The organism is Paenibacillus sp. EZ-K15, assembly GCF_002573715.1.
Taxonomy (GTDB): domain Bacteria; phylum Bacillota; class Bacilli; order Paenibacillales; family Paenibacillaceae; genus Paenibacillus_AQ.
Genome location: NZ_PDHM01000012.1, coordinates 719173 through 736214 on the forward strand (window position 1 = coordinate 719173; position 17042 = coordinate 736214).

The window sequence follows — 17042 nt, forward strand, 5'->3', positions numbered from 1 at the left end:
AATTCCTTCATATAAAGCGGTTTTTTATTTGATTTAGATGTAATACATTATATGTAAATTCTCTGCAACACTTAGTAAGTATTCTATCATTTAATAAGAGAGCATAGTCATTTCTATATACAAAAAAACAAAAAAATATTTCGTTAAACCGAAGCGTATCAGGTATCAAATGTCTCAAACCTTCCCATAATGGTTGTAAAACGGCGAGGCGATGGAAGATGAATCTAGCGGATATGCTCACATATGCCGATATTGGACAGCTTAGCAATATAGCGAATCACTATGATTGTGACGCTAAGCGGAATTCAAAGCACGAACTGATCCAGAGTATTCTGTCCAAGCTCGGACGCAGAGAGTTTTTCGAGGAGCAGGTCAGCAGCTTGTCACCAAGCGATTTGCGTTTTCTGAACAACCTGGCATTTGACACTCGAACAGGCTACAGTCTGGAAGAATTGACGGCTGCGATCCGTCATACGGCGGAATTGGAGGAGAAGGATGATCAAGCTTCTTCAAACAAGAAAGCTGCCGCCGCCAAAACCGAAAGTCCGCGTGAGGCGGTCGCACGTTATCGCCGAAGCGGCTGGTTGTTTAACGGTTTTACCCATTCCACCAAGTATTTGTTTCAAGTGCCATCGGATTTGAAGGAGCGGTTTCGTGACGTGCTGCGTCAACGGCTTCATCAAAATCTACAGCGATTAAGTGATGACCCGGAAGTGTACCGGGATGAGCAGGGACTAGCCGCAGAAGATCTCATGCTGATTCTTAAATATGTCGGCAGACATGATATTGAGTTGAATCAGGAAGGATTTATGTATAGGCGAAATCAGCAGCAGCTCATGAGTACGCTGCATATAACGGAACCGCCCATTACCAAGGGAGCATGGCGGTTCGGGTATGGGCGCTCCTGCATTGAATATCCCGATCGGTTTGCGCTGCTGTACGATTATGCTTACGCTAAAAAATGGATCAGGGAAAACAATGCCCGGTTGATTCTCACCGAAAGTGGAACTGCGTTTATGGAGGAAGGAAATCAAGTTAGCGTGATACAGATATTCCGCTTTTGGTTAAGACTTTATAAAGGCGCAATTCCCAATATCTCTTCTCTTGTATACTGGATCAGTCAATGTGCAAGAGATTGGGTCACCGCAGCCTCTCTTTACGAATCGCTGGGCTGGCTAATCCGTCCTTTCTATTATGACAGTCCGCAAAATATTTTGGAGCAGAGGATTATCCGTATGCTAATGCATTTGGGGATGCTCAGAATAGGGGAGAGTCAGAGCATGGGAACTTCGTACAAAATGACCGCGCTTGGCCTCAAGGCAGCGGAAGCCGGCATACATATCAGCGATTCGAATGATTTGATCCTCTAGCATGGTTGTTTGGTTACATTTATTTGCAGCAGCCGTAAAAAATTTTTGAAAGTAAAGTATTTAAAGGGAAAGAATATAAGGTATACGCAAATTTAGTTTGGAGGTGCATCCTAATGGATAAGATGAAGGTTACTTACGAGGTTATGTTAGGCCTGGCGGCCGAAATGGTGTGGGACGAAGCATTGCGCAAGCATCGGAGTGAAGAGCTGTATAAAGAAATTGATGAAGCGCTGGCTTCCGGCGACGAAGTGGCTTTCCGAAACCTGACGGATGAACTGAGGACTTTGAATTGAAGAAATGCTTCATCGCATTTCTTCTTTTTTTTTTGCTTTACCCGTCCCTCCACTCGTATAATGATAACAAAATGATGATGAGTGAGCAGAAAGGATGTACCTTGCATGAAATTTAGTGAAGTAGACGAGCAGACTTGGCCGGAACTTAAACCTTTTTTGGATACGTGCCTGATTCCGTTTACCGGATTATCGGGTTTGGAAACGCCATGGGAGGCTACAGCTGCGCTTGAAAGGCTGCGGGATTTTATGGATTTAGCAGAAATTCCGTTTAAGGGAAGATTGGTTACATATCCTGCTATGCAATATGGAAATACTGAAGATATAAAGCTTCTAAATGAAGTTTGTCACAATGTCAAATCCATCGGGTTTAAATTTGTTGTTATCATGACAGCGGATGTTGAGCTCTCTAAAGAGGATGTTCCTGAAAGCACGCTTGTACTGTCCCGGCGCAGGTTGGAAGGCAATGAAGGTATCCCCCTGTCAGCCACCGTTTCCGGGCAAATCAGTGAAATGTGGCAGCAGGAAAGCTGAGTTCAAATGTGACAAAAAACCAACAATTTGCGAAAGGGCTATTGGAAGCGAACCCAAATTTGGGGTTCAAATTCTTGACGGTCTTGGGTGCCTAAGATATTATTAGTATGTCCTAGTAAGTCGTGTGATTTTAATCATTGATGACACTTAAGAACGGTTGACAAAGGGGGTTGAACACAGAATGAGCAGCAACCACAATGACGAGCATGAAGAATCGCACAATCCACCCCGACAGAAAGAGATGTCCCGCAGACAATTTCTTACATACACGTTGGGCGGTGCCACAGCTTATATGGCTGCTGGAGTAGTTTTGCCAATGCTTCGCTTTGCCGTTGATCCGATTCTTCAAAATAAAGAAGAAGGGTCTTTTGTAAAGGTCGCGGAAGAGAGCAAAATTACTAACGATCCACAGGAATTCCATTTTGAGCTCAAACAGCAGGACGGCTGGTACAACAGTACAGCTACTTTGACGGCGTGGATTCGTAAGAACGATCAAGGTGAAATTGTAGCGCTTTCACCAATTTGTAAGCATTTGGGATGCCTTGTTGGATGGAATAACAACAAAAATTTCCCTGATGAATACCACTGCCCTTGCCACGGTGCGCGTTATACACCGGACGGTAAGAACCTGGCAGTCGCGCCGAAGCCGCTTGACCAGTACGAGACGAAAATCGAGAACGGCTGGATTTACCTCGGCGCCATCGTGCCAAATACCGTAGTTAAATAGGAGGCGTAGATTCAGATGTTGAAGAATGTCTACAACTGGATTGATGAACGTCTCGATATCACGCCGATTTGGAGAGACGTTGCAGATCACGAGGTACCGGAACACGTAAACCCGGCGCATCATTTCTCCGCGTTTGTGTACTGTTTCGGCGGCTTGACGTTTTTTATCACAGTCATCCAGATTCTGTCGGGGATGTTCCTGACGATGTATTATGTACCGGATATCATAAACGCTTACAACAGTGTTGAGTACCTGCAAACACAGGTAGCCTTCGGACAAATTGTCCGCGGCATGCATCACTGGGGCGCCAGCTTGGTAATCGTCATGATGTTCTTGCATACGATGCGCGTGTTCTTCACAGGCTCTTACAAAGCGCCGCGTGAAATGAACTGGGTCGTTGGTATGCTCATTTTCTTTGTTATGCTCGGTCTTGGTTTGACAGGTTACCTGCTGCCATGGGATAACAAAGCTTACTTCGCTACAAAAGTTACATTGGAGATTGCGAACTCCGTACCTTGGCTTGGACCTATCATTAAAGAATTGCTGCAAGGTGGTACGATCGTAGGTGCCGAAACGTTAACGCGTTTCTTCGCGATTCACGTATTCTTCCTTCCGGCTGTCCTTCTTGCTCTATTGGTAGGACACTTTATCATGATCCGCAGACAAGGTATTTCCGGTCCACTATAAGAAGAAGGGAGGCGCATATTTATGGCACATGGTCATAAATCTGATGAGAAAGTAGTTTATGTCGGCGATTCGCGTGTGAAAAAAGGCAGCGGTTGGGTTACGCCGCCGGATTACACCGCTTATCCCGGCAAATCAGAAGCGTTCATTCCTAACTTCTTGTTGAAGGAATGGATGGTTGGTGTAGTTGTATTGGTCGGTTTCCTTGTGCTGACCATCTCGGAGCCGGCTCCGCTCGGTTATCCGGCGGATCCGGGAGCTTCTGTAATCCCGATGCCGGACTGGTACTTCCTGTTCCTGTATGAATACCTGAAGCTTCCATACGCTTCCGGTGATTATGTAGTACTGGGTACCCTTGGCGTTTCGGGCGTTGCCTTTGGCGCATTGCTCTTGGTTCCTTTCCTTGATACGGGGAAAGAGCGACGCTTCTACAAGCGCCCTATTACTTCGGCCCTTATGATTCTGTCGTTATTTGCAGTCATCTATCTGACAAATGCAGCATGGACCCACTATGCGCATGAGCTGGAAGCGACTGGACAGAAGCCTGAGCATATCCAGCGTGAAGAAGAGGCGGAAGAGAAACATGCAGCTGGTCTACCAACGACTAGTGGCAAGCAGGCTGAAGACAGTGTTGTAGCGATCGTTGATAAGGATAATCCCGCGATGGAAACCTTTAAGACAGCTACCTGTATCTCTTGTCATGCTGCAGATTTGAAAGGGGCATCTGGACCATCGCTTCGCGGTGTCGGGGATACCCACACGAAAGAAGAGATCGTGGCTATTATTGAAAATGGCCAAGGTGGCATGCCACCTATGAAAGACATGGCCCTGGGTGCTGGTGTCACCGAAGAACAACTTGATCAGCTGGCTGATTGGCTTGCAAGCCAAAAGGCAGAAGCAGCTGCAGAGTAAGATAAATAGAAGAACCTGACCGCATTCGGTCAGGTTCTTTTTTAAATGTTGTACATAGATGAAAAATATGCACAGTTTAGGTATAATCGGCATTAGTCGTAAAAGTAAGAATACAAGGAACAGGACAGGAGGACGGAGTTTGTCGATTTCGTATTTTTGGAGCCGGGAATTTCTAAGCAAGCGATCGATTCTCTGGCTGCTGCTCATCTGCAACATCCTTGGAACGATCTATGGATACATATGGTACGGGGGGCAAATGGTCGATACGGTGGATCATGGCTTGCTATGGCAGGTCATATTCGTACCGGACAGCCCGACGGCCAGTTTATTCTTCAGTTTGGCGCTTCTGCTGCTCCTCTACCCGCCTCGGGGGCTTGGGGGCTCCTTGTTTCAGCAATTCATTGAGGCGCTGGCGGTCGTGACATCCGTGAAGTATGGGATATGGGCTGTTGCCATCATATTTGCCGGACAAGCCCAAGGGGATGTGCTGGGATGGCAGGATTGGATGCTCGTCGCTTCGCATACGGCGATGGCGGTGGAAGCGCTATTGTTTGTACGATTGTTTCATTATCGCTGGACAGCGCTCACCGGGGCCATTGCCTGGACACTGCTGAATGATACCGTAGACTATACGTACGGCGTATTTCCTTGGCTGCCGGGTCAGTTATATGACGACCTATCAGCGGTCGAGCTGTTTACTTATCTTTTGACTCTTTTCAGCGGTTTCGCCGGCTGGATCTTCATGAAATATGGGAATTCCAAACAACGTTAGCCGTTTAGGTTACACGGTTCTATGAGCATCCCTTCTGCCATACATATACGGTAGGAGGGATGTCCCATGTTTCGAACCTTTCCGAAGCTCCTGCTGTGTCTGTTTGCACTGCTTATGCTGGTTACTGTCAGCATGGGTGATCCTGTGGTGTGGGCTACCCCGGCAAACGGACAGTCGGAGACTTCGCCCGCTGCATCCATACAGGCTAAGGCGCTGAACAAGGAAGTGGAGCAGCTATACCGCCATGTGGAGGAAGGCAATGTACAAGCTGTGCTGGAGGATGTTCGCCGGGTATCCGGGATGTTTGAGGCTTCGTCATTTCAGGGATTGACCGGTGTAGAAGGGATTCATGCGTTGGCTGAGAGCATTTTGGAGATGAAAGAAGCCACGGCAAGGGCCACGCAGGAGCCGCAGCACTGGATGGTGTCCGCAGGTAAACTCCGAATGGCAACCGATAGCCTGATTCATACCAGAGATGCGTTATGGCTGCAATATTACAAGGTCATACGTGAAGACCTGAGGGTCATGGGGGAGTATGCCGTCCAGCAGGATCAGGCTGGCATGAGACGAGCGTATGACAGCCTGAGTGAACATTATGAACTCATCCGTCCTTCTGTTGTCATACAGCGAAAGCCTGAGGAGGTTAACATGATGGAGTCCTGGATTTCTTATGCCGGGGGTCTGGTGTCATCTGGGGACACGGCTCAGGTGCAAAAAATGGTTCCGCAGGGCGAGGGAATGATCAACACGCTGTTTGGCAAGAAAAAGGATGAGCCCGCCCTAGCTCCGCTGGGAGAGGTCAAGGAGCCATGGACGTGGCAGCTGGTCATCGGCGCTTTCATTTTGGCGGCATTAACGTTTGCGGGATACCGCAAATACCGAGGTCAGTTGTATAGCGCAAAACCCATGTTCCCTCGCAAAATGTAGGCGGGAATCCATAGTTGTTCTGATTGAGGCCCGGTGCAAACCGGGCTATTCTTCTTTAAATCCTTCGCCATGCACATCATTGACATCATTAATGATAATAAATGCCTGAGGGTCCAATGATTTGGCGATTCCCGTTAGGCGGCGAATTTCCTGCCTCGATACGACGCAGTACACCATATGCTTGGCTTGCTTGGAGTAGGCGCCGATGGCCGGGATCAGTGTTACTCCGCGTTCCATCTCGGTTGATATGCGATGGGCGATATCGGGTGCGTGATCACTGATGATAGTGAAGGCTTTGGCGGCGTAAGCTCCCTCCTGTATGAAATCGATGACCTTGGAAGCGATGAATACGGCAACGAGGGTATACAATATCCGCTCGAGCGGGATAAAGAATAAAGAAAGCCCAATGATCAAGATATCAAGGGATAGAATGATCTGGCCCATACTGAAGCCGAATTTTCGGTTGATGATTCTGGCAATGATGTCTGAACCGCCTGTCGTCCCGCCAAACCGGAACACAATGCCGAGTCCAGCGCCCAATGTGACACCAGCGTAGAGCGCAGCAAGAATATAATCCTGCTCGGTCTGAAACGGTACAACATAGCCGCGATCGATCAAAGCTTCAAACAGCCACAAAAACAGGGTTAATGAGGCGATACCGAGACCTGTGTAAATCGACTGGCGTTTACCGAGGATTTTCATGCCGACCAAGAATAACGGGATATTGAGCGCCATAGTTGAGATGGACGGCGATATGTTAAAGGCATAGTTCAGCAGTACGGTAATACCGGTGACGCCCCCCTCCATGAGTTCATTCGGAATGATGAAATACAGAAGGCCGAATGCGTAAATGGCGGAACCGGCGATGATCGGAATGATCGTATGAAGCTGAATTAACATCTTGGACGTTTTCATAAGACCCCTCACATTTCCAATTGTGGATATTACCCGTATGGCAGGTTGCTTGTACACCTGCTTAGTATGTGCCGATCATGTTCCAGCCATAAAAAATTATTTGTTTTCAAATCCGCTTTACGATAACATAGGTTTAAAACCAATCGCTCGTCATAAGAGAATGCTGCTTACAGCTTGGATATTGCAAGTTGAGGCAGACTGCGCAGTGAAGGGAGTTATAGAGTCTTGGAAAAATCAATGGCTGAAATGCAGCAGGAAGTCGATCAATACATATCACAATTCAAGGAAGGTTATTTCAGTCCTTTATCCATGATGGCCCGGATGTCCGAAGAGGTGGGCGAACTCGCCAGAGAGGTTAATCATCAGTTCGGTGAGAAACCGAAAAAGGCCGATGAAGCAGACAATTCAATCGAAATGGAACTTGGAGATATATTGTTTATTACGATTTGTTTTGCCAATTCCCTTGGCATCGATCTCGCGGAAGCGCACGCTAAAGTCATGCATAAATTTGCGACGCGTGATGCTGATCGTTGGACGAAAATAAACACCGATTAGGCTGCTGCTACATATGCTGTACCAAACCCGCTGTGGGGAGGGACAGCCCGTGAAACCTGAAAGTTATATACAAAAAGCATATCGATGCATCCTTCAAAATGATTTCGAAGAGGCGTTACGTTGGTTTGAGCAAGCGATCATTGCGAATCCGGGAGATGCCGAAGTGCATTACCGATGCTCCATTACCTACGGTAGAAGCAACAAACTGGAGATGGCGATTACTCACGCGGAGGAAGCCGTCAGGCTGCAGCCGGACAAACCGGAATATGCGCTTCACTTACAGCATATCAAGGCGGCGGAGCTGGTGCAGCGTGCCAGAAAAATGGTGGAAAACCGCAAGGATGTGACCAAGTCTGAGCTCTATCAGGCCGTGTCTCATCTGAAATCAGCCGTAGCGATGGACCCTTTGTACGCTCAAGCCTACGTGTGGCTTGCTCTGGTATATAGCGAACTCGATGAGCATGCGCGCGCCATTTCTACACTAAAAGAGGTCATCTCATTGTACCCGCAGGAGAGTGGGCTTCAGCATATAATGGAGGAACTCAAACAGCGCTTGAAATCATATATGCAGGATACAGCATCGGATTGAAAGTGAGGACATGTACAATGGCAAACAAATGGACAGTTGCGGTCGTCGGTGCCGGCGGCCGTATGGGTAAAGAAGTAGTGAAGCTTGTTTTGGGCGATGAGGAACTAGAACTGGTTGCCGCTGTGGGCCGATCGGATGAAGGTGCTGATGCAGGGACGCTTGTGGGTCTTCCTGCCTGCGGCATTACGGTGACATCCGATCTGGAGATGGCGCTGGTCGAATCGAAACCAGATGTTATGGTTGACTTTACAGCACCGCAATTTGCCTATAGCAACACGGCTCTGGCCATCAAGCACGGCGTGCGTCCGATCATGGGCACTACTGGCTTCACGCCAGAGCAAATCGAAGAGTTGGACAAGCAGTGTATGGAGCAGAATATCGGCGGTTTGATCGCACCGAATTTCTCCATCGGAGCGATCCTGATGATGAAGTTTGCAGCTGCGGCTGCCAAATATTTGCCTCATGTTGAAATCATTGAAACCCATGGCGACCAGAAGCTTGATGCGCCATCCGGAACATCGATCAAGACAGCGGAAATGATTGCCGCAAACCGCGAGGAGATCCGGCAAGGCAATCCGAAGGAAGAAGAGGTCATTGAAGGCGCCAGAGGCGGATATTATAACGGCTTCCGTATTCACAGTGTTCGTCTGCCGGGTGTATTTGCTCAGCAGGAAGTTATATTTGGCGGTTACGGACAAAGCTTGAAGATCCGACATGATTCCTATGAGCGTGCAGCTTATATGCCGGGCGTGAAGATGGCTATAGAGAAGGTAATGGGTTACACCGGCTTGGTCTATGGATTTGATCATTTTATCGACTAACATAGGGGAGAAATTACTATGAATATTTCATTTATCGCTCATGACCGTAAAAAAGAGGAAATGGTCAACTTCGTTATTGCTTATGAAAATGTATTCGAAGATCATAATCTTTACTCGACGGGAACGACGGGGACCCGTATTATGGAGCAAACCAAACTCAGCATTCACCGTTTCGCTTCGGGACCGCTTGGTGGCGACCAGCAAATTGGCGCGCTTGTTGCGGACAATGAGATGGATCTCATCATTTTTTTACGGGATCCTTTGATGGCACAGCCTCATGAACCGGACATTAATGCACTCCTTCGTCTGTGCGACGTGCAGGGAATTCCGCTTGCTACCAATGTGGCAACGGCCGAGATTCTTGTTAAAGCGCTGGACCGTGGCGATTTTGCATGGCGGGAACTCGTTCATAAATACAAACCGGGTGTGGATAGCTAATGAACAGCCAACTGGACATCTTAATTTTCGGAGCACACGCTGACGATGCCGAGATCGGAATGGCAGGAACGATTGCGAAGCATACGGCGGCTGGACTGTCGGTCGGGATCTGCGATCTGACGCAGGCTGAGATGTCGTCTAACGGCACCGTCGACATGCGCAAGCAGGAGGCGGAGCAAGCAGCCCGGATTTTGGATCTTACGGTCCGGACGAATTTGGGACTGCCGGACCGCGGTTTATTTGTGACGCCGGAGCATATTGAACGGGTCACGGCCGAGATTCGCAAGTTTTCTCCCTCGATTGTGTTTGCTCCCTACTGGGAGGATCGCCATCCGGACCATGTGGCTTGCAGCCGTTTAGTTGAGGAAGCGGTATTTAATGCCAAGCTTCGTCGTTACATGCCTGAGCAGCCACCGGTTAAGGTGGACGAGCTTTATTTTTATTTCATTAATGATATCGGAAGAACGGACCTGGTCGTTGACGTTACGGATCATTATGCCGTTAAGGAGCAGGCCCTGTCTTGTTACCGTTCCCAGTTCCAGAAGGCTGAAGAAAATGCAGTCTCTACCCCGTTGACTGAGGGGTACATCGAGCGTGTGCGGGCCAGGGATTCACTGCTTGGAGCGCGCAGGCTTATTCCATATGCAGAAGGTTTCGCTTGTAAAAGTCCGTATGTTGTTCATCTATTCGGCTCCAAGCAGGCATAATATATAGAGGCGTACGTAAAGGAGGCCTGACATGAATCAACAACCATTAAAAATCGGCATTACCTGTTACCCTTCATTGGGCGGGTCGGGCGTGGTGGCGACAGAGCTGGGGAAACTCCTGGCCGAGCAAGGACACCAGGTTCATTTTATTGCTCACAGCATTCCGTTCCGGTTAGGGACTTTCCATAAAAATATTTTTTATCATGAAGTTGAAGTGAACGACTACTATGTGTTTCGATACCCGCCATATGATTTGTCGCTAGCGACAAAGATGGCTCAGGTAGCCAAAATGCAGCAGCTTGATGTGCTGCATGTGCACTATGCGGTACCACATGCCGTGTGTGCCTTCCTAGCGAAGCAGATGGTCGGAGATCAGCTGAAGGTCGTTACGACGCTGCATGGAACCGATATTACGGTTCTGGCGCAGGATGAATCGCTGAAGGACTTGATTCGACTCGCTATTAATGAAAGTGATGCGGTTACGGCTGTTTCTCAGGATCTCATCCGAGAAACGCGGGAGCTGCTGGATATAAGCCGGGATATTGACCTTACCTACAATTTCGTGGATCCGCGGGTGTATTATCCACGGGATTCGGAATCGCTGCGTAAAGATTATGCAGATCCGAATGAGAAGATCTTGATGCATATTTCCAACTTCCGTCCGGTAAAACGGGTAGCTGACGTGTTGGAAATATTCGCCCAGGTGCAGGAACAGGTGCCGGCGAAACTGCTGCTTGTCGGGGAAGGGCCCGAGCTTCCGAAAATCCAGTGCCGGATCAATGAGCTGGGACTCGCTAGCAAGGTACATTTTCTAGGCAAGCAAGATGAAATTGCGCACGTGATATCGATGGCGGATGTGCTGCTGCTTCCTTCGGAGAAAGAAAGCTTTGGCCTGGTTGCTCTGGAAGCGATGGCCTGCGGAGTGCCTACCGTCGGCTCTACGGCGGGCGGGATTCCCGAGTTGATAACACATGGCGAAACCGGATATTTGGCTCCTATCGGAGACACCTATTCGATGGCTCAACATGTGCTTGAAATTTTAAAGGATGAAGCGCTTAGTGAGCGGCTGCGCAAGGCTTGTTTGCATCGTTCCAAGACGATGTTCTGCAATGAATTAATACGGGGCAAGTACGAAGAAATCTATTACCGAGTATTGGGACGGGAGGTTAGCGAGCTGAAGCCGGTATGCGGTTAAGCTCGACCCTCTCGTTGTTTTTCGGATAAAGGAACGGGAAACTATGGCAGATATGTTTAATTCAATACGATGGCGCAACGCGGATCCCGATATGGCCGAGCGGAGTGCGGACGTGATCCGGACTCTGCTTCGGCATGGACATGAAGCGTATTGGGTCGGAGGCTGTGTCCGTGATGAATACATGGGACGCAGGGTCAGTGATATGGATATTACCACCTCCGCCTTGCCGGAAGTCACCTGTTCCGTCTTTCCCAAGGTCATTCCTACAGGAATCAAGCATGGGACCGTGACGGTGCTGATGGAAGGTCAGTCTTTCGAAGTGACGACTTATCGGGTGGAGAGCGGTTATGAGGATCACCGTCATCCAACGGAGGTCGCTTTCGTCAGGGATGTGAAGGAAGATTTGCGACGGCGCGATTTTACGATGAACGCAATGGCTAGGGGGATTGATGGATCCTGGGTGGATCCGTTTGGCGGACGAGCGGATGTTGACAGGCAGGTAATCCGCTGCGTGGGCGATGCTCGTCTTCGTTTCCGTGAAGACGCCCTGCGCATGGTTCGCTGCATCCGTTTCGCCTCCGTGTTCGGTTTCTCCATCGCGGTGCATACATGGAGAGGGATTCTCTCGGAGAGAGATACCTTAAGCTGGATTGCGATGGAGCGCATTCGCAGTGAATTTGAAAAGATATTGACAGGACCGGCCCCCTTACGCGGATTGGAGATGTTTGTCCGCAGCGGCTTGTACACCCGAATGAAAGCGCCGTTTCCGTATACCGGGCATGACACGCAGGCGATAGAAGCAATGAATCGGATCGAGCCGGAGCAATCTACGATCCGCTGGACGCTGCTGCTGCTTGCTTGTGGCATTTCAGCCCAAGCAGCAGAGGGACTGCTACGATCATGGACGTTCTCCAATAAGCAGCGGGAAGCCATCGTTAAGCTGCTGGCGCTTCATGAATCCTATCTGCAAGGTCAGGAAGAAGATACCAAGAGCGCTAGGCTCCAGTGGATTAAGCTGGTTCTTTTCCACGGAGCCGAGGCAGCTCAAAGCTGGCTGCATTTGCAGACGGCGTTGAACCGAACGGGAGCGGCGTCTGCCTCACTTAGCGTAATCGAGCAGCTTGAAGGTTGGCTCCGGGAACTCCGAATTCGGAGTTTGAAGGATTTGGCCATCACCGGAAACGAACTGCTTGAAGCGCTGGACAAGCGTGGGGGCCCATGGCTAGGCGAACTTCTCGGGCAATTGCTGGAGAAAGCGGCAGCAGGTTTAATTAACAACGATAAGGAATCGTTGATTGAAGAAGCAAAGCGGGTGGTAATTCATAATGAAGGATTATGATCAAGACAATGCACTTCTGAAAATGTTCCAGGAGCATTCCGGCCAGTTTTTGTCCGGAGAAGAGATCAGCCGTAAATTGTCCATCAGCCGGACGGCCGTATGGAAGCAGATCAATAAGCTTCGTCATTTGGGTTATGATTTCGAGGCCGTTCCGCGGCTTGGCTACCGCATGATGGATGAGCCGGACAAACTGAGCGTGGAACAACTGACAGCGGGGATGACTAGTCAAACCTTCGGGAAACCGCTGAAGTTGCTTGACAAAACGACGTCAACGCAGGAAGATGCCCGGCAATTGGCGGAAGAAGGGGCAACCGAAGGCACGCTTGTGATCTCGGAAGAGCAGACGGGCGGCCGCGGGAGAATGGGAAGGAAATTCCACTCTCCGAGAGGCAAAGGCATATGGATGAGCCTGGTGCTCAGACCGAAGCAACCGCTGCATTTAACCCAGCAGCTCACCTTGTTGACAGGCGTAGCGGTATGCCGTGCGATCACGAAGTGCGCCGGTGTCCAGACCGATATCAAATGGCCAAACGACATTCTGTTTCAAGGCAAAAAGGTGTGCGGCATTCTGCTGGAGTCTGCAACAGAAGACGAAAGGGTGCGCTACTGCATTGCCGGTATCGGCATCAGCGCCAATCTGAAAGAATCGGATTTTCCGGAGGAGCTGCGCAGCGTTGCGACTTCGATTCGCATGGCTGGCGGAGCAACCGTCAACCGGACAGAGCTGATCCAGTCCATCATGGCGGAGATGGAGGTTTTATATGAACTGTACAACGAGCAGGGCTTCGAACCTATAGCCTCTCTCTGGGAAGCTTTATCCGGCACGGTGGGCAGGGAAGTTCAAGTGCAGACGGCCCGTGACCGTTTTAGCGGGATTGCCACAGGACTCAACCGAGATGGTGCCCTGCTGGTTCGCAATCAAGATGACGAGCTGATCCCCGTGTATTCCGGTGAAATTCTTTTTTAATACCAGGTAAATGAAACATGGTGAAATCGTAGTTGGATTTTGTTATACTATGACCAAGAGGCGGTATCGCCATGAGCGAATTGCACTCTACAGCAAGTGGTATTGAACAGCATTATTTTTTTAGAACACCTTCATAACTGTTATGCCGGTTACGTTGGATTCTGCTCTGAGCCGAAAGGACCGAGACAGAAGGGACGATCGCGAGTGACTCTTTTTTGCCTTTCGGACTTTTTAGCAAGTATGTGCTAAAAGGTTTTTTTTATTGTGTCTAACTTATTTACACAAAGGAGGCTGTGTCACAATGGCAGGCAAACAACCACTGAACATCGTGAAGATGAAGAACATGAAGAAGAAGGGTGTACCGATCACCATGCTGACCGCGTACGATTATCCTTCCGCCAAGCTGGCGGAGGAAGCGGATATTGATATGATATTGGTAGGCGATTCCCTCGGCAATGTCGTGCTCGGCTATAACTCCACAATTCCGGTAACGCTGGACGACATGGTATACCATACCCGTGCCGTCGCTCGTGGAGCGGAAGAAACTTTTATCGTAGCGGATATGCCGTTTATGACCTATCACGGAGATATTGATGAAAGTCTGCGCGGGGTGCGGAGATTGATGCAGGAAGGTCATGCGCATGCCGTGAAAATGGAGGGCGGCGAAGAAATCGCCGGCACCGTGAAACGGATCGTACAGTCCGGCGTACCGGTACTGGGTCATATCGGGCTGACGCCTCAGTCGGTGAATCAAATTGGAGGCTACCGGATCCAAGGCAAGGATGCCCAAGACGCGCAGCGGCTCATGAATGATGCAAAGGCACTTGAAGCGGCTGGAGCATTCGCAATTGTATTGGAGCTGGTTACGGAAGAGGCAGCGGCGGAAATATCCAAAGCGCTGAGCATACCGACGATTGGCATCGGAGCGGGTCGTTACTGCGACGGTCAGGTTCTGGTATTCCACGATTTAATCAAATATGCGTCTCCCTATCGGGACAAACGCTTCGTGAAAACATATGCTGATGTGGGCTCCGTCATCCGTGAAGGCATTACGCAGTATGTGAAGGAAGTGAAGGACCGCTCATTCCCGGCAGAGGAGCATGTCTTCAAGGCGGAGAATCATGCAGGTTCAGAAACGACAACAACATTATATGGAAGCAAAAAGGAAAAGGTGGGCACGACATCATGAAAGTGATTCGCACCATTGCGGAATTAAGATCAGAACTTAAGGACCGCCGGGAATCCGGCAGTGGTACGGTAGGACTTGTGCCTACGATGGGTTATTTGCATGAAGGACACGCCAGCCTGATGCGTAAGGCGCGAGAAATGGCAGGTACGGTGGTTGTCAGTATCTTTGTCAATCCGATTCAATTCGGACCGGGTGAGGATTATGAGACCTATCCCCGGGATGAGGCACGCGATCTGGCGTTGGCGGAATCCGAAGGGGTGAACGTGGTTTTTATTCCCACGGTTCAGGAAATGTATCCCCAGCCGACCAAAACCAAAATCGCTGTATCGGAAATTACGTCTTTGTTGTGCGGGGCCTCCCGTCCCGGGCATTTTGACGGTGTTACCACGGTTGTTAATAAATTGTTTAATATCGTAAAACCTGACTATGCTTTCTTCGGAATGAAGGATGCCCAGCAGGTAGCCGTCATTGAGCAAATGGTTCAAGATTTGAACATGGACGTAACCATCGTGCCTTGTCCGATCATCCGCGAATCTGACGGCCTTGCTCTAAGCTCACGCAACGTGTATTTGAAGCCGGAAGAGCGGGAACAGGCACTTGTGCTGTCGGGCTCTCTGCGGACCGCTCAGGAGATGATCCAGCAGGGACAAGCGACGACGGCAGGAGAGATCCGTGCTCATCTTCGGGATTTTATATCCCAGTCCCCGCTCGCTGATATTGATTATGCAGAATTGCTCACTTTCCCGGAACTTGTTCCCGTGGAAGATTCATATCGCATTGCGGATGAAGGCAGAACCGTCATTATGGCGCTGGCCGTACGATTTGGCCGCACCCGTCTCATTGACAATGCGTTACTTCAACCAAAAGTAGGGGGATCCCATGTTTAGAACAATGATGAAATCCAAAATCCACCGCGCAACGGTGACGGAAGCCAATCTGAACTATGTGGGCAGCATTACCATTGATGAGGATCTAATGGAGGCTGCAGACCTTTTGGAGAATGAAAAAGTTCAAATCGTGAACAATAACAATGGCGCCCGACTGGAAACGTACGTGATCAAAGGCGAACGCGGCAGTGGCGTGATTTGTCTGAACGGTGCAGCTGCAAGGCTTGTACAGCCTGGCGACAACGTCATTATCATTTCTTATGCCATGATGTCTAAAGAGGAATACGACAATCACACCCCAACGGTTGTGATCGTTGACGAAATGAATAAGCCGGTTAACACGGAATACCGTGAGGTTCACGCCGCGGTTCTCTAATTGGTCTCCTAAGAGCCAAAATGTGTCGGGACCTTAAAGGGATGAAAAGACCGACTTCTACAGAAAATGAGTTCAGGTCGACGCACTGATCTCATTTTTCCGCTAAGGGTGGGATGCAGCTATGTTTCAACATGTATTCGCTGAAATGAACAACATGTTAGATGAAATTGTGAAGCATTACCCTTCTGCTCAAGGTCCCCAAAAACAGGCGCTGGTACAAAACTGGAACATGCTCAAAAGCATGAGCGAGGGCATTATCGAGGAATGGCTCCATTTTGAAGAGAAGATGGCTATCTTCCGCGAGAGTGCCGCCTCACCTCCTGTTTTTCCACCGACCGAAGCGCCTGAACTGCAGCTTGATGCATTCATTCGCGGCCAAGGTTATTACAAGTTGTTGATGTTCCAGCCGGCTATACAGCAATTTGAGGTGGCCGCCACAGTATTTCCGGATAGCCTTCTGATCAAGCTGTATATTGCGATGTCCCATCTTTATTTGGGGCAAACCATACCAGCGTCCGATGTATTGGTGTCCATCCTGCCCCTGGCAGACAACAAGAAGATGCGAGCGATGATTTACAACGCGCTTGGATGCATCGAGGTGTTGAATGGACAACAAGGGAAAGCCGAGGAGCATTTTGCACTGGCGATTCACAGCGACCCGACGCTTCCCGACCCCATTATCAATTTGGAGGTCTGCAAGCAGAATCGCGGTGAGCTCCAATACGGCAGCCAATTAATCTCTTTGCTGTAGAAATCAAGCCATTACAAGAAGCGATGCCAGAGCTCATTCCTGAGTCCTTGGTATCGCTTCTTGTCGTATGGAGCGATGGAGGAGTAACAGGGGATTT

General features: G+C 49.4%; 21 protein-coding genes. 20 read left to right on the top strand and 1 reads right to left on the bottom strand.

Going from position 1 to position 17042, the window contains the following annotated elements:
- Positions 1-218: 218 nt before the first annotated feature.
- The 8 genes from CRG97_RS11440 to CRG97_RS11475 all read left to right on the top strand — a co-directional run bounded on the left by CRG97_RS11440 (position 219) and on the right by CRG97_RS11475 (position 6216).
- The gene (locus CRG97_RS11440; protein ID WP_098743036.1) at positions 219-1370 is read left to right on the top strand and encodes a hypothetical protein; all 1152 of its coding nucleotides are present in this window, start codon (positions 219-221) and stop codon (positions 1368-1370) included.
- Positions 1371-1483: 113 nt separating this feature from the next.
- Positions 1484-1663, top strand: a complete 180-nt coding sequence (locus CRG97_RS11445) for an IDEAL domain-containing protein (protein ID WP_006209497.1) — start codon at positions 1484-1486, stop codon at positions 1661-1663.
- 105 nt (positions 1664-1768) lie between these two features.
- Complete coding sequence (locus CRG97_RS11450) at positions 1769-2194, top strand: DUF2487 family protein (protein WP_098743037.1); 426 nt, start codon at positions 1769-1771, stop codon at positions 2192-2194.
- Between the two features lie 181 nt (positions 2195-2375).
- A complete protein-coding gene (locus CRG97_RS11455; RefSeq protein WP_015734548.1) occupies positions 2376-2921 on the top strand; it encodes a Rieske (2Fe-2S) protein in 546 nt (181 codons plus the stop codon).
- A gap of 15 nt (positions 2922-2936) precedes the next feature.
- Positions 2937-3608 carry a menaquinol-cytochrome c reductase cytochrome b subunit gene (gene qcrB / locus CRG97_RS11460; protein WP_006209500.1) on the top strand — a complete coding sequence of 224 codons (672 nt, stop codon included), beginning with the start codon at positions 2937-2939 and terminating at the stop codon, positions 3606-3608.
- 21 nt (positions 3609-3629) lie between these two features.
- Positions 3630-4517 carry a menaquinol-cytochrome c reductase cytochrome b/c subunit gene (locus tag CRG97_RS11465; RefSeq protein WP_098743038.1) on the top strand — a complete coding sequence of 296 codons (888 nt, stop codon included), beginning with the start codon at positions 3630-3632 and terminating at the stop codon, positions 4515-4517.
- A gap of 139 nt (positions 4518-4656) precedes the next feature.
- Positions 4657-5289, top strand: a complete 633-nt coding sequence (locus CRG97_RS11470; RefSeq protein WP_098743039.1) for a DUF1405 domain-containing protein — start codon at positions 4657-4659, stop codon at positions 5287-5289.
- Between the two features lie 66 nt (positions 5290-5355).
- Positions 5356-6216: a sporulation protein YpjB gene (locus tag CRG97_RS11475; RefSeq protein ID WP_098743040.1), complete on the top strand. Its 861-nt coding sequence runs from the start codon at positions 5356-5358 to the stop codon at positions 6214-6216.
- Positions 6217-6261: 45 nt separating this feature from the next.
- On the opposite strand, the gene CRG97_RS11480 is transcribed toward CRG97_RS11475, so the two are convergent.
- Positions 6262-7131 (bottom strand): YitT family protein, encoded by an 870-nt coding sequence (locus CRG97_RS11480; RefSeq protein ID WP_098743041.1) that lies wholly within the window; start codon positions 7129-7131, stop codon positions 6262-6264.
- A 225-nt stretch (positions 7132-7356) separates the two neighbouring features.
- Here CRG97_RS11480 and CRG97_RS11485 point away from each other — a divergent pair, with 225 nt between their 5' ends.
- The 12 genes from CRG97_RS11485 (at position 7357) to CRG97_RS11540 (ending at position 16945) form a co-directional block, all read left to right on the top strand.
- Positions 7357-7686: a nucleotide pyrophosphohydrolase gene (locus CRG97_RS11485; protein WP_076320987.1), complete on the top strand. Its 330-nt coding sequence runs from the start codon at positions 7357-7359 to the stop codon at positions 7684-7686.
- Positions 7687-7735: 49 nt separating this feature from the next.
- The gene (locus CRG97_RS11490) at positions 7736-8275 is read left to right on the top strand and encodes a tetratricopeptide repeat protein (protein ID WP_071218386.1); all 540 of its coding nucleotides are present in this window, start codon (positions 7736-7738) and stop codon (positions 8273-8275) included.
- Positions 8276-8292: 17 nt separating this feature from the next.
- Positions 8293-9096: a 4-hydroxy-tetrahydrodipicolinate reductase gene (dapB, locus tag CRG97_RS11495; RefSeq protein WP_098743042.1), complete on the top strand. Its 804-nt coding sequence runs from the start codon at positions 8293-8295 to the stop codon at positions 9094-9096.
- A gap of 18 nt (positions 9097-9114) precedes the next feature.
- Entirely contained in the window at positions 9115-9534 is a 420-nt protein-coding gene (gene mgsA / locus CRG97_RS11500) for a methylglyoxal synthase (RefSeq protein WP_098743043.1), read from the top strand.
- A complete protein-coding gene (bshB1, locus tag CRG97_RS11505) occupies positions 9534-10241 on the top strand; it encodes a bacillithiol biosynthesis deacetylase BshB1 (RefSeq protein WP_098743044.1) in 708 nt (235 codons plus the stop codon). The genes mgsA and bshB1 overlap by 1 nt, the downstream gene beginning before the upstream one ends.
- A gap of 31 nt (positions 10242-10272) precedes the next feature.
- Positions 10273-11436, top strand: coding sequence for an N-acetyl-alpha-D-glucosaminyl L-malate synthase BshA (gene bshA, locus CRG97_RS11510; RefSeq protein ID WP_076320991.1), 1164 nt, complete (start codon positions 10273-10275; stop codon positions 11434-11436).
- Positions 11437-11479: 43 nt separating this feature from the next.
- Positions 11480-12775, top strand: coding sequence for a CCA tRNA nucleotidyltransferase (locus tag CRG97_RS11515; RefSeq protein ID WP_098743045.1), 1296 nt, complete (start codon positions 11480-11482; stop codon positions 12773-12775).
- Positions 12762-13742: a biotin--[acetyl-CoA-carboxylase] ligase gene (locus tag CRG97_RS11520; RefSeq protein ID WP_098743046.1), complete on the top strand. Its 981-nt coding sequence runs from the start codon at positions 12762-12764 to the stop codon at positions 13740-13742. Before CRG97_RS11515 ends, CRG97_RS11520 begins: the two co-directional genes overlap by 14 nt.
- Positions 13743-14043: 301 nt before the next feature.
- Positions 14044-14931: a 3-methyl-2-oxobutanoate hydroxymethyltransferase gene (gene panB, locus CRG97_RS11525; RefSeq protein WP_098743047.1), complete on the top strand. Its 888-nt coding sequence runs from the start codon at positions 14044-14046 to the stop codon at positions 14929-14931.
- A complete protein-coding gene (gene panC, locus CRG97_RS11530) occupies positions 14928-15818 on the top strand; it encodes a pantoate--beta-alanine ligase (RefSeq protein ID WP_098743048.1) in 891 nt (296 codons plus the stop codon). The genes panB and panC overlap by 4 nt, the downstream gene beginning before the upstream one ends.
- Positions 15811-16194, top strand: coding sequence for an aspartate 1-decarboxylase (gene panD / locus CRG97_RS11535; RefSeq protein WP_076320996.1), 384 nt, complete (start codon positions 15811-15813; stop codon positions 16192-16194). Before panC ends, panD begins: the two co-directional genes overlap by 8 nt.
- Positions 16195-16315: 121 nt before the next feature.
- Complete coding sequence (locus tag CRG97_RS11540; RefSeq protein ID WP_076320997.1) at positions 16316-16945, top strand: hypothetical protein; 630 nt, start codon at positions 16316-16318, stop codon at positions 16943-16945.
- Positions 16946-17042 lie beyond the last annotated feature (97 nt).